The organism is Candidatus Binatia bacterium (assembly GCA_023150935.1).
Classification (GTDB): domain Bacteria; phylum Desulfobacterota; class Binatia; order HRBIN30; family HRBIN30; genus JAKLJW01.
Genome location: JAKLJW010000001.1, coordinates 1 through 21,112, shown reverse-complemented (window position 1 = coordinate 21,112; position 21,112 = coordinate 1). Strand labels below are relative to the sequence as shown.

The 21,112-nt window shown below is 67.3% G+C and carries 19 protein-coding genes; 7 read left to right on the top strand and 12 right to left on the bottom strand.

The window, feature by feature from the left end:
- Window positions 1-255 precede the first annotated feature (255 nt).
- The gene (locus L6Q96_00095) at window positions 256-522 is read left to right on the top strand and encodes a hypothetical protein (protein MCK6552981.1); all 267 of its coding nucleotides are present in this window, start codon (window positions 256-258) and stop codon (window positions 520-522) included.
- Between the two features lie 24 nt (window positions 523-546).
- On the opposite strand, the gene L6Q96_00090 is transcribed toward L6Q96_00095, so the two are convergent.
- Window positions 547-1,899: a B12-binding domain-containing radical SAM protein gene (locus L6Q96_00090; protein ID MCK6552980.1), complete on the bottom strand. Its 1,353-nt coding sequence runs from the start codon at window positions 1,897-1,899 to the stop codon at window positions 547-549.
- 137 nt (window positions 1,900-2,036) lie between these two features.
- Between L6Q96_00090 and L6Q96_00085 the strand changes: the two genes are divergently transcribed.
- Together L6Q96_00085 and L6Q96_00080 are read left to right on the top strand one after the other, a co-directional pair.
- Window positions 2,037-2,792: a 1-acyl-sn-glycerol-3-phosphate acyltransferase gene (locus L6Q96_00085; GenBank protein ID MCK6552979.1), complete on the top strand. Its 756-nt coding sequence runs from the start codon at window positions 2,037-2,039 to the stop codon at window positions 2,790-2,792.
- A 76-nt stretch (window positions 2,793-2,868) separates the two neighbouring features.
- Complete coding sequence (locus L6Q96_00080) at window positions 2,869-3,501, top strand: glycosyltransferase family 2 protein (GenBank protein MCK6552978.1); 633 nt, start codon at window positions 2,869-2,871, stop codon at window positions 3,499-3,501.
- 12 nt (window positions 3,502-3,513) lie between these two features.
- On the opposite strand, the gene fabZ is transcribed toward L6Q96_00080, so the two are convergent.
- Together fabZ and L6Q96_00070 are read right to left on the bottom strand one after the other, a co-directional pair.
- Window positions 3,514-3,897 (bottom strand): 3-hydroxyacyl-ACP dehydratase FabZ, encoded by a 384-nt coding sequence (fabZ, locus tag L6Q96_00075; protein ID MCK6552977.1) that lies wholly within the window; start codon window positions 3,895-3,897, stop codon window positions 3,514-3,516.
- 7 nt (window positions 3,898-3,904) lie between these two features.
- Window positions 3,905-4,732: an SDR family oxidoreductase gene (locus L6Q96_00070; protein MCK6552976.1), complete on the bottom strand. Its 828-nt coding sequence runs from the start codon at window positions 4,730-4,732 to the stop codon at window positions 3,905-3,907.
- 199 nt (window positions 4,733-4,931) lie between these two features.
- Here L6Q96_00070 and L6Q96_00065 point away from each other — a divergent pair, with 199 nt between their 5' ends.
- A complete protein-coding gene (locus L6Q96_00065; GenBank protein ID MCK6552975.1) occupies window positions 4,932-5,324 on the top strand; it encodes a PAS domain-containing protein in 393 nt (130 codons plus the stop codon).
- Complete coding sequence (locus tag L6Q96_00060) at window positions 5,324-6,253, top strand: MBL fold metallo-hydrolase (protein ID MCK6552974.1); 930 nt, start codon at window positions 5,324-5,326, stop codon at window positions 6,251-6,253. The genes L6Q96_00065 and L6Q96_00060 overlap by 1 nt, the downstream gene beginning before the upstream one ends.
- 94 nt (window positions 6,254-6,347) lie before the next feature.
- Here L6Q96_00060 and ydiK read toward each other — a convergent pair whose 3' ends face one another.
- Window positions 6,348-7,433 carry an AI-2E family transporter YdiK gene (gene ydiK / locus L6Q96_00055; GenBank protein MCK6552973.1) on the bottom strand — a complete coding sequence of 362 codons (1,086 nt, stop codon included), beginning with the start codon at window positions 7,431-7,433 and terminating at the stop codon, window positions 6,348-6,350.
- Between the two features lie 95 nt (window positions 7,434-7,528).
- Between ydiK and L6Q96_00050 the strand changes: the two genes are divergently transcribed.
- Window positions 7,529-8,044 carry an NUDIX hydrolase gene (locus L6Q96_00050; protein MCK6552972.1) on the top strand — a complete coding sequence of 172 codons (516 nt, stop codon included), beginning with the start codon at window positions 7,529-7,531 and terminating at the stop codon, window positions 8,042-8,044.
- 30 nt (window positions 8,045-8,074) lie between these two features.
- Here L6Q96_00050 and L6Q96_00045 read toward each other — a convergent pair whose 3' ends face one another.
- From L6Q96_00045 to guaB, 6 genes are all read right to left on the bottom strand, one after another.
- Window positions 8,075-8,893, bottom strand: coding sequence for an outer membrane lipoprotein-sorting protein (locus tag L6Q96_00045; GenBank protein MCK6552971.1), 819 nt, complete (start codon window positions 8,891-8,893; stop codon window positions 8,075-8,077).
- Between the two features lie 13 nt (window positions 8,894-8,906).
- Entirely contained in the window at window positions 8,907-9,488 is a 582-nt protein-coding gene (locus L6Q96_00040) for a CDP-alcohol phosphatidyltransferase family protein (protein MCK6552970.1), read from the bottom strand.
- Window positions 9,482-10,816, bottom strand: coding sequence for a GTPase HflX (hflX, locus tag L6Q96_00035; protein MCK6552969.1), 1,335 nt, complete (start codon window positions 10,814-10,816; stop codon window positions 9,482-9,484). Before hflX ends, L6Q96_00040 begins: the two co-directional genes overlap by 7 nt.
- Entirely contained in the window at window positions 10,813-14,295 is a 3,483-nt protein-coding gene (gene dnaE, locus L6Q96_00030) for a DNA polymerase III subunit alpha (GenBank protein ID MCK6552968.1), read from the bottom strand. Before dnaE ends, hflX begins: the two co-directional genes overlap by 4 nt.
- 140 nt (window positions 14,296-14,435) lie before the next feature.
- Complete coding sequence (gene guaA / locus L6Q96_00025; protein ID MCK6552967.1) at window positions 14,436-15,965, bottom strand: glutamine-hydrolyzing GMP synthase; 1,530 nt, start codon at window positions 15,963-15,965, stop codon at window positions 14,436-14,438.
- A gap of 152 nt (window positions 15,966-16,117) precedes the next feature.
- A complete protein-coding gene (guaB, locus tag L6Q96_00020; GenBank protein MCK6552966.1) occupies window positions 16,118-17,587 on the bottom strand; it encodes an IMP dehydrogenase in 1,470 nt (489 codons plus the stop codon).
- 278 nt (window positions 17,588-17,865) lie between these two features.
- On the opposite strand from guaB, the gene L6Q96_00015 reads away from it, so the two are divergent.
- Complete coding sequence (locus L6Q96_00015; protein MCK6552965.1) at window positions 17,866-18,384, top strand: gamma carbonic anhydrase family protein; 519 nt, start codon at window positions 17,866-17,868, stop codon at window positions 18,382-18,384.
- 27 nt (window positions 18,385-18,411) lie between these two features.
- On the opposite strand, the gene der is transcribed toward L6Q96_00015, so the two are convergent.
- Both der and era read right to left on the bottom strand, forming a co-directional pair.
- Window positions 18,412-19,812: a ribosome biogenesis GTPase Der gene (gene der, locus L6Q96_00010; GenBank protein MCK6552964.1), complete on the bottom strand. Its 1,401-nt coding sequence runs from the start codon at window positions 19,810-19,812 to the stop codon at window positions 18,412-18,414.
- 100 nt (window positions 19,813-19,912) lie between these two features.
- On the bottom strand, window positions 19,913-20,905 hold the full coding sequence (gene era, locus L6Q96_00005) for a GTPase Era (protein ID MCK6552963.1): 993 nt from the start codon (window positions 20,903-20,905) through the stop codon (window positions 19,913-19,915).
- Window positions 20,906-21,112: the final 207 nt, after the last annotated feature.

Here is a 21,112-nt window from a genome sequence, read left to right as displayed (position 1 = left end):
CGCGACGCCAATGGGCGACGCGACGCCAGCGTGTACCGCACGATTTCAGCGCCTGTCAATTGCCCCCTGCTATCGCCGCGAGTTCCAGGTGGCCTTCCGCGACCGGCAGGTCTCGCGGGTGGAGTGCGTGTGTTCGCGTAACCTTACGCGTGCGGAGCGCACGTTCGCGGCTGTATCGGCAGTTCGGCTTCCACTCCGTACACGTACTCAGCGAAGCGGTACACGTACTCGTACACGGACCGAGGGCACGCAGCGATGAAAGTGAAACGCGGGCGGTTGCACGCCTGCGAGGAAGTGGCCGTGTACGAGTACGTGAACGTGTACGAGTACGTGAACGTGTACGAGTACGTGAACGAGTACGAGTACGTGAACGAGTACGAGTACGTGAACGAGTACGAGTACGGAGGAGCGCCCGGCTCGGCGGTACCCGCAGATGGAGTGCCGAACAAGTCACTGCACGCGCCCGCGGGCACCGGGCCATTCTGCCGGATTGAGGCTGCCTCTCGTGCCCGCCGCGCGTGAGTTCCAGGCGATCCGACGCGTGGGCTAGGAGATCGTCGCCCAGGCTGCTTCGTGGCGGCGCAGGTAGCGGTTCACCTTGAGGTTGGCGACCAGGTACGCGAGGGTCTCGAGGTAGCTGCCCATGGGGGGCGGAAACAGCCTGCGCGCAATGGCACTCACCGAATAGAATCCCTCGTAGACGTACTGGAAACCGGCCATCATCTCGTCGGTACTCATCTGCGCCGGCCGGATGAGCGCGCTGCCGTAGTCGTACCGGCTCCAGTCGGTGGTCACGATGCGCCCGGCGCCGCTCAGAGCGTCGTGGAACGCAGTTCCCGGATACGGGCACGGCGTGAACAGTTTCAGAAACGAGATCTTGTTGTCGATCAGGAATTGCAGCGACCGGCCGAAGGTGTCGACCGTATCGCCGTCCAGCCCGAGCATCAGCAGTGCGATCACCTGAATGCCACGGGCGCGAATGGCGGCGATATCCCGCGCAAACCGTCCCGGCAGATTGAAGCCCTTGCCGATCGCGTCGAGACTGGCCGGATTGATGCTCTCCAGTCCCAGCGAGAGGCTCACACACCCGCTGCGCGCCGCCAGGTCGAGGAGCTCGGGATCGCGGGCGATATTGATCGTCGACTGGCTCGCCCACTTCACCCGCAACGGGATGAGGGCCCGAAACAGCTCCTTGGCCGCGTCGGGGCGGCCGATCGGATTGTCGTCGAGGAAGAGGATTCGATTGCCGCCAAGCGCCTTGATGGTGCGCACGTCCTCGATGACTTCCTCGACCGGCCGCGTGCGGTAGCTGCGGTCGTAGTAGGTCTGCACCGCGCAGTACTGGCAGGGATGCGGACAGCCGCGCGAGAAGATCACCGGCCAGTGGAAGTACATGCGATAAAGCCAGCTCTTCCGGTAGACGTCGTATTTCAGCAGGGGCAGCGAGGTGTAGTCGAAGCGCGGCAGGTTCTCGAGCGAGTGCCACCGGCGCGCCCGGTAGATACCCGCACTGCGGCCCGCCGCCAGGTCGGCCAGCACTTCCGCCCACAGGTGCTCGGCTTCGCCGACGACGACGGCGTCGGCGTGCCGCATCGACTCCTCGGGCGTGAGACTCACCCACGTCCCTCCCAGTACGACCCGCTTGCCGCGGTCGCGGAAACGCTCGGCGAGGTCGTAGGCCCGCCTGATCTGCGGGCCCATGGCCGTCAACCCGACGATGTCGCAGTCGCGATCGAGGTCGACGTCGTGGAACAGCTCGTCGACAAAGGACACCTTGAAGCCCGGTGGCGTCAGCGCCTTGAGGTACGGCAACGTCACGCCGCTCGTCCAGTAACGCGTCGTCCTGTGCAACGAACCGTCGGGGGCGTAGTGCGTCGGCGAGACGAGATAGACGCGCATGGCGAACTCACGATCGGCTGGTGGAGTCCGAGAGTTTCCGAAAAACCCGGTGGCAAGTCAATTCGGGCCGCGCTATTCGGGCTGACCATGTCCAGAAACTCGCGTGGACCGACCGACATACACGGGAGCAACACCTGATGCCCACTTCCGCACCGCCGGCCGAGAGCGTCTCCGCCGCCGACCAACCCGTCTCTCGCGGCCGGATCGTCGTCAACCGGCTTTTCTTTCGCGGCATGCTGTTCGCCATGGGATCGATCGCCGTGGCGATGTCCCTCGTGCTGCGCAACGAGAACCTCGTCTGGCGCTTCGCCAAGGCGCAGGCGCGCAATCTGGCGCGTATGTGCGGGGTGCGCATACGCATCCGCGGCGCCGAGCAGCTCGGGAACGAACCGTACGTCTTCGCGCCTAACCACCAGAGCCACTTCGACATCGTCGCCTTGCTGGGCTACCTCCCGGGAAACAATCGCTTCGCCGCCAAGGTCGATCTCTTCCGCGAGCCGGTCCTGGGCCTGGTGCTGCGGCGCATGGGCATGATCCCGATCGATCGCGACGACCGCCCGAATGCCATCGACCGCATGAACCGGGCAAGTGCAGCCGGGGTATCCGCGATCGTCTTTCCCGAGGGGACCCGCAGCGAGGACGGGCGCCTGCTGCCGTTCAAGAAGGGCGCGTTCGTCACCGCCATCCGCGCCGGCGTGCCCATCGTCCCGGTGGTCTGCAAGGGAACCCACGAGGTGATGCCGAAAGGGGCGCGACTGTCGATCCTTCCCGGCGAGGTCGAGATCGTCGTCCTGTCGCCGATCCCCACGCGGGGTCTGACTTACGAAGACCGGGACGATCTCATGCAGCGGGTGCGGGCGGCTATTACCCGCGAGCTGGCGCAACCGGCTTGATACCCGCGCCGCCACGGATGGAGGTTCCGTGCCGTCGGTGGCCGTCCTGATTCCCGCCCTCGACTGCGGTGCCACGATTGGCGGCGTCGTGACCGGCGCCCGGCAGCATGTTTCCGACGTGCTGGTGGTCGACGACGGCTCCGGCGACGACACCGCCGTGCAAGCGCGCGGCGCCGGCGCCGCCGTCGTCACCCACCCGCAGCGCCGCGGCAAGGGTGTCGCCCTGCTCACCGGCATGCGCGCGTTGCACGCCGCGGGCGTCAGCCACGCCCTGACCATGGACGGCGACGGGCAACACCTCCCGTCGCAGATCCCCGCCCTGCTGCAAGCTCTGGCCGACTCACCGGAAGCGTTGATCCTCGGGGCGCGGCGAATGGACAGGGTCGAAGCGGCGCCGTTACGGCTGTTCGGTAACCGCTTCGCGAACCGCTGGGTAGAGATCGCCTGCGGGCAGGCGATTCCCGACACCCAGTCGGGATTTCGTGTCTACCCGCTCGCCGCGGTGCTGCGCCTGCCGCTGCGCGCGCATCACTTTGCGTTCGAAACGGAGGTGTTGATCCGTGCCGTGCGCGCGGGGATCCGGATCGAATCGGTTCCGGTCGACGTGTACTACCCGCCGCCGGCGGAGCACGCCAGCCATTTCCGGCCGGTCGTCGACACGCTGCGCATGATCGTGGTCGTTCTCGGGCTGATCTTTCGCCTGTGGTAGACCGGCAACGGCTCACGCGTCGCGTAACCGCAGCACCCCGTCGGCGACCACTTCACCGTCGACCAGCGCTCGGCCGCGCATCTTCCACACCGCCCCGCGCCGCGTTTGCAACTCGACCTCGAGACGGATCTGGTCCCCGGGCCACACCGGCCGCCGGAAGCGCACAGCGTCGAGGCCGGCGAGCTCGACCGGTCCGGATGCACCAGCGGAACGTTCGAGCAGGATCGCACCGGCCTGAGCCAGGCTCTCGCAAATCAGCACACCCGGCACGATCGGCATGCCGGGAAAGTGTCCGGCGAGGTACGGTTCGTTGAGACTCACGTTCTTCAGCGCCACGATCCGCTCGCCCGGGATTACCTCGATCACACGGTCGACCAGGCGGAACGGTCCCGCCATCGGACTCTCAGCCGACGTCGCGGCTGGGCCCGACGCGCAGCGTGATGCCACCGTCCACCGAGATCGCCTGACCTGTGATGTTCTGCGCGTCGGCGCTGGCGAGGAACACGACGAGCTTGCCGATGTCCTCGGGAGTCTGCTCGCGTCCCAGTGGCGTCGCGCTGCGCACCTGATCCATGAAGATGTCGCGCGGCTCCATGTCGGCGTAGCGAGGGACCGTCATCTTGAGCAGCATGGCGAGCATTTCCCACGCCCTCGTCCACAAGAAGCCTGGGCAGATGGCGTTGACCCGGATGTTCTTCGGTCCGAGTTCGAGCCCCAGACTACGAGTCACGTGAATCACCCCGGCCTTCGCCGCCCCGTAGGCGGGAATGGCGGGGTTCGGCACCAGTCCGGCGATCGAGGCGATATTGACGATCGATCCGCCACCGCGCCGTTCGAGGTGGGGAATGGCCGCCTTGCAGCCGGCGAAGGTGGTTCGCAGGTTGGTTGTCAGTTGGTCGTCCCATCCGGCCTGTTCGACGCGGGTGAAGGGGTTGCCGACCGAGAGCACGCTGTTCGGCCCACCGCCCCCGGCATTGTTGACCATAATGTCGAGCCCGCCAAAGCGCTCGGCAACGGCATCGACGGCGGCGATGGCCTCCCGCTCCTGGGAGATGTCGGCGGCAATACCGATGGCCGGCACGCCGAGGTTGGCGGCGGCCGTTTGGGCCTCGGTTCCGTCGATGTCGACGATGCCGATCGATGCCCCCTCGGCGGCCAGACAGCGAGCGATTCCCAGGCCGATACCGCGAGCCGCGCCGGTAACCACGGCCACCTGTCCTTGCAGTCGCATACAGACGATCCTCCCGCCGCCTCCCCTACACCACGCGCGGGTTCCGAGTCCACCACGCCCGGCGGGCGCACCGGCCCTCAGAAGGGGGTTGCCATGCCCGCAAAAACCTGTGGTAACTAGAATTAGTTGGGATACCTTTCGGGCACCGGGGCACCGCACGGGCGGGGAAGAGCCTTTGGCCGGAGAGGCGACGCGCCGCATGGAACATAAAGAGGTCGAGGTCATCCTGACCCGTCAGTTGGCCAGCTCCCTCACGCTGCCGGCGTTCATCGTCGACGCCGGCGGCACGCTCGTGTTTTACAACGAAGCGGCGGAACGTGTCCTCGGCGTCCGCTTCGAGGAGACCGGCGAGATGCCGGCGGACGAGTGGGCCACATCCTGGATGCCGACCGACGACGCCGGCCGACCGATCCCCGCCGCCCGACTGCCGCTGATGGTTGCCCTCAGCGAACGCCGCGTCGCCCACGCGTTCCTGTGGGTGCAGGGCCTCGATCGTACGCGGCGGAAATTGGAGGCGATTGCGTTCCCGCTGTCTTGTCAGGGCGAGCGCAATCTCGGGGCGATGCTGGTCTTTCACGAGGTGGGACACTGATGCGCGTCACTCTCTGGGGCACGCGCGGCTCGCTGGCCGCGCCCGGAGTGGACACCACCCACTATGGCGGCAACACGTCCTGCGTCGAGGTCGTGGGACCCGCCGGCACCCGTCTCATCCTCGACGCGGGAACCGGCGTGCGCCGTCTGGCCGCGAGTCTCGACCGGACCACGCGCCGGGTCGACTTGCTGCTCACCCACCTCCACCTTGACCACATCCAGGGACTCGGTTTCTTCTGGCCCATTCACCAGGCCGGCGTCGACGTCCACATCTGGGGCCCGCCGAGCACGACCCTGACGCTGCGCCAGCGCCTGATGCGCTACCTTTCCCCGCCGCTGTTCCCGGTACACCTGCGGGACCTGGCGTGCTGCCTCCATCTGCACGAAGTCACCACCGACCGTTTCGAAATCGGCGAACTCGAAGTGACCGCCGCCCTCGTCTGCCACCCCGGACCGACCCTCGGATATCGCATTGCCGCCAGCACCGGAACCGTCACCTACCTTCCGGACCACGAACCGGCGCTGGGCGTCGAACCTTTCCCGCGGGCGCCGGAGTGGACCTCCGGTTACCAGCTCGCCGCGAACGTCGATCTCCTGATCCACGACTCCCAGTTCGCGCAGTCCGAGTATCCAGAGCACGTCGGCTGGGGCCACAGCAGCCTCGAACAAGCCATGCAGTTTGCCGCCCTTGCGAACGTCAAGCAGTTCGTACCCTTCCATCACGACCCGTCACACACCGACGCGGATGTGGACCGCCTCATCGCGGCGGCGATAGCGCAACTGCGCCCGGCGTTTACCGTCATCCCGGGCACGGAGGGAAGGAAGATCCAGATCGGCCGCCCGGCGGCTCGCCAGCCCCGCCGCCCGGTGTCTAACCCGCGCGCCGCCACACGCCAGCGCGCGGTTCAACGCCGCCTTTCCGCACGTTAACGGATAATCCCACAAGCGGCGCCGGTGGCCGCCGTGGTGCCCGCGCCCGCGTTTCTCGTCCGCCACCACGGCGGCGCGCGCGTAAACCCGCCTCCTACCGGCCCGCCGGTGACCCGGCCTCGTTCGCGCCCGCGTCTTCGTCCACCCAGTGAACGAGGAGCGTGTACGCCACGGCCAGCACGACCGGCCCGATGAAAAGGCCGATTACCCCAAAACCGAAGAGGCCGCCAATCACGCCGGCAAAAACGAGCAGCAGCGGCAGATCGGCACCGCGCCTGATCAGCACCGGCCGCAAGAAGTTATCGAACGCGCTGCAGGCCACGGACCAGATCAGAATCGCCGTGCCCCACACGGCACCGTGGGTCCAGAACACCCAGATCACGGCCGGAATCAACACCAACGCCGGCCCCACCTGGGCAATGGAAAGCAGGAACATCACCGCCGTTAGCACTGCCGCGAATGGCACCCCTGCAACCGCGATCCCCAGACCCGCCAGGCCGGACTGCGCAATCGCCGTCACCACCACGCCGAGCGCCACGCCGCGGATGGCCAGCGCCGCAAGAATCACCGCGCGCGCGCCCTGTGGCCCGGCCAGACGCTGCGCGAAACGCCGCGCCCAGTCCGCCGCGGTCTCGCCATTTGCCCACAGGATCGCCGTGACGATCACCGTCAGCAGCAACTCGACGAGCAACAGGCCGGCGCCTCCGACCAACCCCAGCAGCCACCGCACCAGCGTCTGCGCATACGGCGCCAGCCGCATTGCCAACTCGTCCGACTCGACGGCGGCCAGTTGCTGCCAGCGCACCACGAGTTTCGGGCCCACCACGGGCAGCGTCGCCACCCAGGACGGCGGCTCGGGCACGGTTAGAGTGGCCAGCGACTTCGACCACTCCACGATCTCGTGCGCATTGGTCGCAACCGCCGTCACGCCCAGGTAGAAGGGCACCACCAGCACGAAGACCAGGGCAAGCGTGAGCACGCCGACGGCCACCGCACGCCCGCCCCCGAGCCAGGCTTGAACCCGCACCATCAAGGGCCACGTGGCGACAACGATCATGATGGCCCACGCGATCGACATCAGGAACGGACGCAGAATCCAGACGCTCGCCGCGATGAGTCCGCCAAGCGCAAGCAATTGAAACGTCGTACGGGTCAGGTCCGGCGCGCGAACGGGTTGCATGGCCCTCTCTGCCCCGTCTTGTAGTCCGTCACGGTCGCAGCGCCAAGCGCCAACCTGCGGTTGGCCTGCCGGGGCTGCCGGTGTAGGTGAAGCTCGTGCACCCACCGCCGACCACCGCCGCGATCGACGCTCCCCGATTCTGCCCCTGGTGCGGCGGCCCGCTGCTTCGGCACGGGTCGGGCCCGCACGGCATCTGCCGTCTCTGTGCCCGCGTATACTACCGCAACCCGGCCGTCGGGGTCGCCGTGGTCGTCGAGCACGACGGCCGAATTCTGCTCGGTCGTCGTGCGCGCGGAGCTTACGCCGGCCGCTGGTGCGTCCCCTGCGGCTATGTCGAGTGGGACGAGGACATCCGCGACGCCGCGCGCCGCGAGATGGCCGAGGAGACCGGCCTCGCCGTAAACATCGGCACCGTGTGCGCGGTCCACTCCAACTTCCACGACCGTGCCCGCCAGACCGTGGGCGTGTGGTTCCACGGCACGGTGTCCGGGGGCACCCTGCGGCCCGGCGACGACCTCGACGCGATCCGCTACTTCCGTCTCGACGCCCTTCCCGATCTGGCGTTCCCGACCGACCGGGTAGTCCTCGACGGCATCCGCGGCCTCAGGTAACGGCCGGCGGCCGGGACGCCGCACCTCGCCTCAAGGGCCCCTTTCCAATGTTCTCTGCGTGAACTGATCGTCGCCCAGGCCGGTGTCGTACCTGGTTTCGGTCATGCGCACTTCCGTGCGGCTGCCGGAGCGCGCGTTCCTCATCTCCATGCGGAACGCGGTGGGCACCGGTCCGACGTTGCGGATGTCATCGAGCACCAGCACCTTGTCGGGCTCGCTTCCGTCCGTGTACAAATCGTAGCGGGTCATGAGGAGATCGCCGGCCCGCAACCAGGCGACGATCCGGCTGTAGCCGACATCCTTACCGGTGGGGGTAAACTCGATGACGTGGGCCGCCGATCCATCGGCCGTCTCGGTGCGCAGTAGCCGCGTGCGCGCGTCCGCCTCGCTCCAGTCGACAAGCTGCCCCAGGATCGACAGATCGTCGTAGCTGAAGTCCGTGCCGGCAAAGCTCTCGCGTTTGGCGCCGCCGCTGATCTGCCGCGGCGGACGCTTGAGTTCGGGCAAGTACAGCCACTGCGTATCCTTGCCATGCGGATCCGCCCACTGAAGAAAGCCGACGCCTTTCACGTCCGCAGGCTCCTCGAAGAACAGCAGCGTCTTGTTCCGGTCCTCGGGATACTTCTTGTAATAGATGCGCATCTGCCGCCGGCGCTCCGTGCCGCGGCGATCGACGATCGTCACCGCCATTTGCTGGGTGCGATCCGTCCATTTGCGGGTCGTCTCGTTGACCTCGCGCACCTTGTCTAGCAACTCTCGCGCGGTGGGCTCGGCTACGGCTGGATCTCCTTGCGGCAACCACACCGCCAGGACGGTCACTAGGGCAGCAAGTCGGCGGCCTGAAAGCATTCCGGATCTCCTCTCAGGGCTCCGATCCACCGGGTCCAGGGGGGCTGTTGGGCGTGCCCTGGCGCTGGTACCAGAGCAGCCCGGTGTAGACGTAGTGGATGCCCGACACCGCAATCGTGCACGCCGTTGCGTACCAGGTCGCTTGATTCACGAGTGCCATGGGAAGGTCCGGCCGAGCCACCGTCACCAGCGCGAAGCCGACCGCGAGCATTTCGAGAAAAGTGTTGAATTTCCCCACCGGACTCGGCCGCACCTCGATCGGCGTGGTGAGGAAGTAGATGGCCAGATAGCCGGCGAGGATGACGACGTCCCGCGTCAACACAAGGATCATCAGCCAGGCGGGAAAGACGCCGATGAAGGTCAGCATCACGAACGAGCTGACCAGCAGCAGTTTGTCGGCCAACGGGTCCAGACTCGCGCCGAGCTCGCTATGCTGACCGGTGAGCCGCGCGATCACTCCGTCGGCGGCATCGGTCACGCCGGCGGCGAGGAACAGGCCGAACGCGGCGCCGTAGCGGCCATCGTTGACGAGGATCAGGAAAACCGGCACGGCCACGATGCGCAGCAGCGTCAGGAAGTTAGGAATCGTCAGCATGACGCCCGCGGTCCCACCGCTTTGCGTACTTGCCCCGCGAGTTTCTCCGGGACCATGGCGACGATTTCGACGCGGTCGCCGTCGTAGTCTTCCCGCACGATGGTTCCGGCCTGCCGCAAGCGGGCAAGCAGGTCGCCGCGGCTCACCGGCAGCGTCACGTGGAGGCGCGTGAGCCGCGATTGCAGCGCCCGATCCACTGCCTCCAGCAGCGTGTCGATCCCATCGCCGGTCCGGGCAGAAATCGTGCAACTCGGCCCGCCGGCGCCGATCGCCGCGCGATGCCCCGGCGGCAACAGGTCGGCCTTGTTCAGCACCGTGATGCGCGGTGTATCGGCCGCCGACAGCTCCCCGAGGACGCGTTCGACCACGACGGCCTGGTCGGCAGCCTGGGGGTTACTGGCGTCGAGGACATGCAGCAACAGGTCGGCCTCGCGCACTTCCTCCAGCGTGCTCTTGAAGGCATCGACGAACCCGTGCGGCAGCTTGTTGATGAAGCCGACGGTGTCGATCAGCAGAGCCGCACCGCCGCTCGGCAGAGCGAGGCGCCGGACGGTGGGATCGAGAGTCGCAAAGAGCTTGTCCTCGACGAACACCTCGGCCTCGGTCAGCCGGTTCATCAGGGTGGACTTGCCGGAGTTAGTGTACCCGACCAGGGCGATGCACGGATACGGCACACTGGCGCGGCTCCGGCGATGCAGCCCGCGGGTGCGCTCGACATCGAGCAGCCGCCGGCGCAGCCGAGCGATCTTCTCCCGGACGCGGCGTCGGTCGACTTCGAGCTGCGTCTCGCCGGGGCCGCGGGTGCCGACGCCGCCGCCGAGGCGCGACAGGTGTTGCCATTGGCGCGTCAGGCGCGGCAGCAGATATTCGAGCTGGGCCAGCTCGACTTGCAGCTTGCCCGCCAGGCTCTGCGCCCGCCGCGCGAAGATGTCCAGAATGAGCTGGCTGCGATCGACGACCTTCACCTTCAACGCGCGTTCGAGGTTGCGCTGCTGCGCGGGCGACAGGCTATCGTCGAAGATCGCGACGTTGGCGGCGCGCTCCCGGATCATCGCCTCGACCTGCTCGACCTTTCCCGCCCCGATGTACGTTGCGGGGTTGATGCGCCGCACGGTCTGCAGCGCCTTGCCGGCGACGAGTACGCCGGCGGTATCCACCAGCCGTTCCAATTCGCCCAGCGATTCCTCGCCGCTCAAGCCCTGGTGCGGCCCGTGCTCGGTGCCGACGAGAATCGCCCGCTCCTGCCACCCGTGTTCTGGCGGCACCGGCACCGGCGCGCGACGGCCCTGGCGGCGGGCGGGGCGCGGATCGAGGACGTCGGCGCTCACTGAAACGACGTGACCCCGCTGCCGAAGAGTTGCTCCACGGCTTCGACCATGCGCTCCGTCGGCGCGACTTTCAAGTCTGCCGGCAGAGCGATGACCGTCTCGGTGCGGTTCGGCAACAGCAGATGCAGGAAGGCATTGCACGAGCCGCGGTGCTCGCTCAACGTCCGCCGCAGCGTCCGCAACGCGCTGTCGTCGACCCGCTCGCAGCGCAGGGCAATGTGAACTTGCCGCACCGATTTTTCGCGCGCCGCCGTCAGCCCCTCGACCTCGTCGGCGATGAGCTGACAGCGGTCCTCGCTCGCCTCCAGCGTCCCGGTCACGAGCACCGGCTCGTCGGCGTGAATCACCGCCTCGCAGCGCCGGTAGACCTCTGGCCAGGCAATGACTTCGACGACGCCGAGCCGATCCTCGAGGTTGAAGGTCGCATAGCGGTCGCCCTTGCGGCTGTTCTTCAGCTTGAGGGTGTGGACAACCCCGCCGAGCTTCACGGCGCTCTGATTCGTTCGCGTCCGCAAGCTGTCCGTCGTCGCGTCGGCGATGCGTTTCAGGTCGCGTTCGTACTTGTCCAGCGGATGGCCCGTGATGAAGAAGCCGATGGCCTCACGCTCCGCGCGCAAGCGCTCCCGCGCGTCCCATTCCTCCACCTCCGGCAGCGCCGGCGGCGGGGCTGCCACTTCCTTGAGACCGGCCGCCACAAACAGGCTTATCTGGTTCTCGCACACCGGGCGGCTCGACGGCCCGGCCCACTGGCAGATGCGCTCCAGACCCTCGAGGAGCCGGCGGCGCGGCTCGCCGGTGAAGTCGAAGGCGCCCGACTTGATCAGGCTCTCGATGACCCGCTTGTTCACCTGGGCGCCGATGACGCGCTTGCAGAAATCTGGCAGCGATGCGAACCGCCCTTCCGCCCGCGCCGCGACAATGGCCTCGATGGCTTTGGCGCCCACGCCGCGCACGGCGCCGAGGCCGAAGCGGATCGGCCGGCGTTTACCGTCGTCGGCGGCGACCACGGTAAAATCCTGATAGCTCTCGTTGACGTCCGGCGGCAGGATGGGGATCGCGCGTTCGCGGCACTCCGCGATGTTCTTGTAGATCTTGTCGGTGTCGTTCATCTCCAGGGTCAGCAGCCCGGCCATGAACTCCTCGGGGAAGTGCGCCTTGAGATAAGCGGTCTGGTACGACACCAGGGCGTAAGCCGCGGAGTGCGACTTGTTGAAGCCGTAGGCCGCGAAGGTCTCCATCTGATTGAAGATCTCGGCGGCGAGCTTCTCGGGCACTCGCCCCCTGGCGCCCTCCAGGAAGCGCACTTTCTCGCGCTCCATCTCGTCCTTCTTCTTCTTGCCCATCGCGCGCCGCAGGTTGTCGGCGTCGCCCAGCGAGTAGCCGCCCAGCGCCTGCGCGATTTGCATGACTTGCTCCTGGTACACGATCACGCCGTAGGTATCGCGCAGGATCGGCTCCAGCGCCGGGTGCAGGTAAGCGATCGGCTCCTTGCCGTGCTTGCGCTTGATGAACTCCTCAACCATGCCGCTGTCGAGCGGCCCGGGCCGGAAGAGGGCGAGGACGGCGATGATGTCCTCGAAGGTCGACGGCCGCAGTTGCGTGAGCAGCTTGCGCATACCGCCGCTTTCGAGTTGGAACACACCCACCGTGTCGCCTTTGGCGACGAGCCTGTACGTCTCGCGATCGTCGAGCGGCAGCGTTGTCACGTCGAGTTTGACCCCGCGCCCGCCATCGATCCGCCGCACGACGTTGTGAATCATCGTCAGTGTCTTGAGGCCGAGAAAGTCGAACTTGATCAACCCGATGGCGTCGACGTCGCCATACGGGAACTGGGTCATCACGCTGTTGTCCTTGTCGACGAAGAGCGGCAGGCATTCGACCAGGGGCCGCTCGCCGATCACGATGCCGGCAGCGTGCTTGGACGCGTGCCGCAACAGACCCTCGAGCCGCAGCGCGTGATCGAACAGTTGCTGCTCGCGCTCGCCGCGGCGGCGCACTTCCTGCAACCGCGGCTCCATTTCGAGCGCCTCCTGCAGCGGGAAATCCTTGCCCTGCTTAGCCGCCGGGTACAGCTTGGCGATACGGTCCGTGTCGCCGAACGAGAAGTCGAGTACCCGCCCGACATCCTTGATCGCCTGCTTCCCCTTCAGGGTCCCGAAGGTGATGATCTGCGCCACCCGGTCGTCGCCGTACTTCTCGCGCACGTAACGGATAACCTCGTCGCGGCGCTCGAAGCAGAAGTCCATGTCGATATCGGGCATCGACTTGCGCTCCGGGTTGAGGAAGCGCTCGAACAGCAGGTTGTACGGGATCGGGTCGAGATCCGTAATCCCGAGCGCGTACGCCACCAGGCTGCCGGCGGCCGAGCCGCGTCCGGGCCCGACGGGAATGCCCTGCCCCTTCGCGTAGGTGGTGAAGTCGGCAACGATCAGGAGGTAGCCGGCAAAGCCCATCGACGCGACAATCTCGAGCTCGGCCTCCAGCCGCTCCCGGTACGCCGCTTCGCGCTCCGCCGTCCACTCCGGCCCCGAGCGCAGCCGCGTCAGGCGGCGCTCCAGACCTTCCCGGGCGGTTCGTTGCAGATGACTCTCGAGGGTCTCGCCGGCCGGGGTGGCAAACACCGGGAATTGATACTTGCCGAAGGTAAGCTCGAAGTCGCAGCGCCGTGCGACGTCGAGCGTGTTGTCGAGCGCCTCCGGACAGTCGGGAAAGGCAGCCCGCATAGTCTCCGGATCCTTGACGTAAAGCTGATCGGTCTCGAAGCGCCAGCGCTTCGGGTCGCTGAAGGTCTTGCCGGTCTGGATGCAGAGCAGCACCTCGTGGGCCCGCGCATCGTCCGGCTCCAGATAGTGGCAGTCGTTGGTTGCCACCAGCGGCAACCCGAGCTCACGCGCCAGTCGGACGAGCTCGGCGTTGGCACGCTCCTGCTGCGGCAGGTGGTTGTCCTGTACCTCGACGTAGTAGCGGCCGTCGAACATCGCCTGATACTCGCGCATCACCTCGCGCGCGCGGTCGATACTTCCCATAGCGATGGCCTGGTTGACCTCGCTCGCGAGACATCCCGAGAGGGCGATGAGACCGCCATTCAACTCCCGTAGCAGCTCTTTATCGACGCGCGGCTTGTAGTAGAAGCCTTCCTTGTAGCCCAGGGTCACCAGGCGGCAGAGGTTGCGATAACCCTCGGCATTGGCGACCAGCAGAATGAGGTGGTGGTTACCGCCCGCCTCAAAATCGTCGGCGCGGCCCCCGCGGTCCCTGCGGCTGCGCGGCGCCACGTAAACCTCGCACCCGAGAATGGGTTTGATGCCCGCGGCGCTCGCCTTGCGATAGAACTCGACCGCTCCGAACATGTTGCCGTGGTCGGTCATCGCCACCGCGGGCATGCCCGCCGCCTTCACCTTACCGATCAGCGCATCGATCTTGTTCGCCCCGTCGAGCAACGAGTACTGCGTGTGCACGTGCAGGTGAACGAAACTCATCACCACCTCCCAACGTCGCCGTTCGTCTACCGTCCCGACTCACCGGCGCGCACGACGGCCGGCAACGAACGACGCCGAGCCCACGGTGACCAACGACCGTCCGGATCGCACAACGTCATCTTCCCACCGCTCGTCCGACTTCATTCCCACTCGATGGTCGCCGGGGGTTTCGACGAGATGTCGTAGACCACCCGATTCACACCGCGCACTTCGTTGATCAGTCGACTCGACAGACGGGCAAGCAGATCTGCCGGCAGGCGCGCCCAGTCCGCGGTCATACCGTCCACACTCTCGACGGCGCGCAAGGCCAGAACGTTCTCGTACGTGCGCGCATCGCCCATGACCCCAACCGTACGCACTGGCAGCAAGACGGCGAAGGCCTGCCAGAGCCGGTCGTACAGACCGGCCGCCCGGATCTCCTCGTCGACAATCGCTTCGGCCGCCTGCAGGATCTTCACCCGCTCGGCCGTCACCTCGCCGAGAATGCGGATCGCCAACCCCGGGCCCGGGAACGGATGCCGGCCGACGATCGCCGGCGGGATGCCGAGCACGGCCCCCAGCTCGCGCACCTCGTCCTTGAACAGCTCTCGCAGCGGCTCGACGAGCTTCAGGTGCATGCGCTCCGGCAGTCCACCGACGTTGTGATGGCTCTTGATGGTCGCCGACGGTCCCTTGAACGACACCGACTCGATGACGTCGGGGTACAGGGTTCCTTGCGCCAGGAAACCGACCGCCTCGAGCCGCCGCGCCTCCGCTTCGAACACCTCGATGAAGGTCGCGCCGATGATGCGGCGTTTTCGCTCCGGGTCTTCGACCCCGGCCAGTTGCTCCAGGAAGCGAGCGCCGGCATCGACCATCTTGATACGGAAATGGAAGGCGTCGCGCAGGAACTTCATCACCCGCTGCGCCTCGTCCCGGCGCAGGACGCCGTTATCGACGAAGACGCAAACGAGCTGGTCGCCGACCGCCCGGTGCACGAGCGCCGCGGTGACCGTGGAATCCACCCCGCCGCTCAGACCGCAGACCACACCGGCGTCGCCGACTTGTTCGCGGATTCGCGCGCACTCCCGCTCGACGAAATTCTCCATCGTCCAGTCGGCCCGGGCGCGGCAGACCTTGAGCACGAAGTTGGCCAGAATCACGCGTCCGTCCGGCGTGTGCGCCACCTCCGGGTGGAACTGTACGCCGAAGCGGCGGCGGCCCGGATCGACGCAGGCGGCGATCGGCGCGTTGGCGCTGTGCGCCAGGATCTCCCAGCCAGCGGGCAAAGCCTCCATCCTGTCGCCGTGACTCATCCATACCGGAAGGGCGGAGCGGCCGAGGCCGGCGAAAAGGTCGCCGTCGTCGTCGACCACAAGATCGGCAGGCCCGTACTCGCGCTCGGCCGAAGCGGCGACGCGCCCGCCCCCGAAACGCGTCATCACCCCCATGCCGTAACAGATCCCGAGCACCGGCACGCCCAGATCGAGCACGGCCGGGTCCGGCAGCGGCGCATCGAGGTCGTAGACGCTTGCCGGCCCACCCGAAAGGATGATCCCCTCCGGCGCCATAGCGCGGATGCGTTCCACGCCGATCGAGTAGGGATGGATTTCGCAATAGACGCGCAGCTCGCGCACCCGGCGGGCGATGAGCTGCGTGTACTGACTACCGAAGTCGAGGATGAGAATCATCGCACCAATCGCCGCCGGTCATCGGTCGTTCGCCGCCCGCCCAAACCCCACCGCCGCGCGCCACCCCCGCACCGCAACCACTCCTCCCGTCCAACGCAACTCCTCCTCCTCCGGCCGACGACCGGCCACCCGAAGCTCGACCACCGCCGCCTTCAATCTCTCCTGTAATTCGGCGGCTCTTTCGTCATGAACACGTCGTGCACATGGCTCTCGGCCAGCGCCGCCTGCGAGACCTTGACGAAACGAGCGTCCTCGTGCAGGGCCGCGACGGTGCGGCATCCGCAGTAGCCCATGCCGGCCCTGAGGCCGCCGACGAGCTGGGCGACAATGAACGACAGCGAGCCCTTGTAGGGAACCCGCCCTTCGATGCCTTCCGGCACGAGCTTCATCGTCTCGACCTCGTCGTCCTGCATGTAGCGATTGCGGCTGCCCTCGCGCTCCCGCATCGCTTCGAGCGAACCCATGCCCCGGTACAGCTTGTACGTGCGCCCCTGGTAAAGGACCGTCTCGCCGGGGCTTTCCTCGGTGCCGGCGAACAGGCCGCCGATCATGACCACGTGCGCCCCCGCGGCCAGGCCCTTGGTGACGTCGCCGGAGAACTTGATGCCGCCGTCGGCGACGATCGGAATACCGAAGTCGCGCGCCACCCTGGCACAGTCGGCGACCGCGGTGAGCTGCGGCACGCCGACGCCGGACACGACCCGCGTCGTGCAGATCGACGCCGGCCCCATGCCGACCTTGAGCGCGTCGGCGCCGGCGCGCGCGAGCGCCCGGGCGCCCTCGGCGGTGGCGACGTTGCCGGCAACCACTTCCACCGTCGGGTACGAGCGCTTCGCCCACTGCAGCGTGTCCACGACGTTGCTGGAATGCCCGTGCGCGGTGTCGATGACCAGCACGTCGGCGCCGGCGCGCACCAGCGCTTCGACGCGCGGTTCGCGATCCTCGCCGGTGCCGATCGCGGCGGCGACGCGCAGGCGGCCGAAGCCGTCCTTGCAGGCGTTAGGGAACTGCGCCGCTTTCTGGATGTCCTTGACCGTAATCAGGCCCTTCAGCCGATTCTGATTGTCGACGATGAGGAGCTTCTCGATCCGATTGGCGTGCAGGATCTCCTTGGCCTCCTCCATGGGAATGCCGGGATGACCCGTAATCAGGTTGTCGCGGGTCATCACCTCGGCCACCCGGCGGTCGAGCCGCTTCTCGAAACGCAGGTCGCGGTTGGTCAGAATCCCCACGAGCTTACCGTCGCGCGTGACGGGCAGACCGGAGATCTTGTAGCGGGCCATGACCTCGATGGCATCGGCGATGCGCTGTTCGGGCTCCACCGTGACCGGGTCGAGAATCATCCCGCTCTCGTACTTCTTGACCTTCTCGACCTCGAGGGCCTGCTGCGGAATGCTGAGGTTACGGTGAATGGCGCCGATGCCGCCTTCCTGCGCCATGGCGATAGCCGTGCGCGACTCGGTCACCGTGTCCATCGCGGCGCTTATGAAGGGGATGTTGAGACGGATCTGCGGAGTGAGCTGAGTGGATGTGTCGGCCTCGCGAGGCAGGAAGTCCGACTCCGCCGGCAAGAGCAGAACGTCGTCGAACGTCAGCCCTTCGGGCATGTCATAGGTGAACATCGGCCTCTCCTCCGCCCGACCATGCGGCGCTGCCTGCCGGCGGTTTCCAGATGCACACAGGCCCACCTGCCGGCGGGCAGATGGGCCTGTGCATCGCGTCGATTTCGCCTGCAACGTTTTCCATGCGCTCACCTAACAAACCCCTACGGCTTTGGCAAGCAGCAGTCCCGCCACACTACATGTTGTGGTCGGCGCCGCCTGCGGCGCGCGTTCGATCCCGCTCGAACCCGCGCGCCGCGCCGTTGAGCCCGCGCCGACCATCGCGTAGGGTGCCCGCCATGGTGATCCCGTACGGCGGCACCGTGCCGCAGGTCGACCCGACGGCTTACGTGCAGGCCAGCGCCCACGTCATCGGCGACGTTCAGATCGGCCCGCAGTCCAGCCTCTGGTTCAACACCGTCGTCCGCGGCGACGTTCACTACGTCCGCATCGGCGCCCGCACGAACATTCAGGACAACAGCACCATTCATGTCACCACCGGCCGCTGGGCGACCGTGGTCGGCGACGACGTCACCGTCGGCCACGGGGTCGTTCTGCACGGCTGCCGCGTCGGCGACGGCTGCCTGGTCGGCATCGGCGCCATCGTCCTCGACGGCGCCGAAATCGGCGACCGCTGCCTGATCGCCGCCGGCTCGCTGGTGACGCCCGGGACCGGCATTCCCCCGGGGCATCTCGTCCTCGGCCGGCCAGCCAGGGCGAGCCGCCTCCTCACGCCGGAAGAACTGGCGCACCTCCGCGACGCCGCGCAGCACTACGTCGCGCACGCCCAGCGCTATCGCGACCAGGGAATCGCGTAGCCTGGAAGGAGGCGCTGGCGCCTCCGCTCAGACGTCGCCGCTCGCTTCCCGGTTGCCGCGCGACTTGACGAACCGCAGTCGCAACGGCACGCCGTCGAGAGCGAAGGCGGCGCGGAACGTGTTCAGCAAGTACCGCTCGTAGACGGGTTGCACGAGGGCCGGATTGCTCGTGAATACGGTGATGGTCGGTGGGGCGGTGCGCGTCTGCGTCGCGTAGTAAAAGCGCGGCCGCCGGCCGCGGACGCTGGGCGGCGCCGCCTGGGCGGCGGCGCTCTCCAGCACCCGATTCAGCTCCACGGTGCGCAGACGCTGGCGGTGCGCCACCACCAACCGCTCCAGGGCCGGGAACAGCTCGTCGAGATAAACGCCGGTCCGGGCCGACACGAACACCGTCGGCAACGCGGCCAGCGTCGGGTAGCGCTCCCGAATCCCGCGCGCGAAGGTGCCTCGGTCGCGCTGCGCCCGCGGCACGGCGTCCCACTTGTTGATCACCAGCAACGCCGCCCGGCCCCGCTCCCAGGCGTACCCGGCGATGCGCGCATCCTGCTCGGTGATTCCCGCCGCCGCGTCCAACACCACCAGTGCCGCCTCGGCCCGTTCGAGCGCGCGCAACGCCCGTACCGCACTGGCGCGCTCGACCACTTCGTGGACCCGCGGGCGCCGGCGGATCCCTGCCGTGTCGACCAGCACGTAGTCCCGCTCTCCGCACCGAAACGGCGTGTCGATCGCGTCGCGGGTGGTCCCCGGGGTCGCATCGACGATCGAACGCTCGAAGCCCACGAGCCGGTTCAGCAACGACGACTTGCCGACATTCGGCCGCCCCACAATGGCCAGACGCACGGCACCGGGAGCCGCCGCGACGGCGCCGCCGCCGTCCTCGGGCAGCGCCGCCAGCACACGGTCCATCAACTCGCCAACCCCGACCCCATGCGCCGCCGAAATCGGGAACACCTCGCCGACCCCGAGGGCGTAGAATTCCGCCGCCTCGTCCTCGAGGCGCCCGGTATCGAGCTTGTTGGCGGCGAAGAACACCGGCTTGCCGAGGCCGCGCAGGCGTTGCACGAACTCGCGGTCGACCGGATTGAGTCCGGCGCGCCCGTCGAACAACGCGATCACGGCATCGGCTTCTTCCGAGGCCAGGGCACTCTGTTCGCGGACCGCCGCGGCAACCGCCGAGCGGTCGACGTCTTCGTACCCGCCGGTGTCGACCAACAGAATCCTGCGGTCGCCCCATTGCGCCGGAGCGATGTTGCGGTCGCGCGTCACGCCTGGCTGCGCATCGACGATCGCCGCCTGCGTCCGCGCCAGCCGATTGTACAGCGTCGACTTGCCGACGTTCGGCCGCCCCACGATGGCCACGATCGGCACGCGCAGCGGTGGGACGGGCGCCGCCACCTCGTCGATTCCATCCCGCGCGAGACTGTCCACCGCGCCGTCACGGTCCCGCGGCAGCCCGGCGCCGCGCCGGCCCGCCCGCGGCGGTCCGCCCGCGCCGGACCTCGAACTCCGGGGTTTCGACTTCCTCACTTCAGATCCCGAACTCTCGCAGCATGGCTTCGCGAGTGGTCCAATCCGCCTGCACCCGTACGAACAGTTCCAGGTGAATCTTGCGGTCGAGCAGGCGTTCGAGTTCCTGGCGGGCCGCCGTGCCAATAGCCTTGATGCGCCCGGCACGCGCACCGATGACAATCCCTTTTTGCGAGTCGCGTTCGACGTGGATCGTCGCGGCAATGACCGCGAGGCGACCCTTTTCTTCGAACTTGTCGATCGTCACGGCGACGGCGTAGGGAACTTCCTGCCGGGTCTGGAGCAGCACCTGCTCGCGCACCGTTTCTTGCACCAGGGCACGCTCGGTCTGATCGGTAAACGTCTCCGGATCGTAGTAGCGCGGCCCTTCGGGCACGGAGGCCACGAGTTGGCCCAGCAGAGTGTCGAGGTTTTCGCCGGTCTGGGCGCTGACCGGCACGAGGTCGCGCTCGGGGAGCAACGCGGCCAGTTGGGTCAGGATCGGCAGCAGGGCGACGCGCGCTACGCGGTCGATTTTGTTGAGGGCAACGCAGACCTGGCGCCGTTCGACCACCAGCCGTTCGCCGATGTCGCGGTCGGCGCCGGCAACACCCTCGGTCGCATCGACCACCCAGAGCACGACGTCGGCTTCGGCGACGGCGCGCTCCGCGGTTTCGACCATGCGGCGGTTGATTAGATTGCGGGCGTGGTGCAGGCCGGGAGTATCTATGAAGGCGAGTTGGGCGTCGGGCAGCGTCTTGATGCCCAGGATGCGCGAGCGCGTCGTCTGCGGCTTGGGCGTGACGATCGCCACCTTCTGCCCGAGAATACGGTTGAGCAGCGTCGATTTACCGACGTTAGGCCGGCCGATTATGGCCACAAACCCGGAACGATGTCCGGCGGGAGTCGTCTCCTGCATGCGCGATGGATAGCAGACCCGATCGCGGCCGTCACAGTGGAGGATTCCGGCGTCCCACTCGCCCGGCAGCGGGACGCATTCACGCCCTCGCGGCACCGGGGCACGCCGACTTCCCTGACCCGGCGCGACGCGAGGCCACGCAGATATGTCCCCCCCGCCGCCAAGTGATGGGCACAATTACGGCAACGGATTCCATACGGCGCTTTCCGTTCGCCCCTCGATACGCCCCTGAACTACTATCGCCGAAAGTCTGCGCACGGCGCGAAGAAATCTTCAGGCCATGGAGCGGCAGTGCCTTCCCGT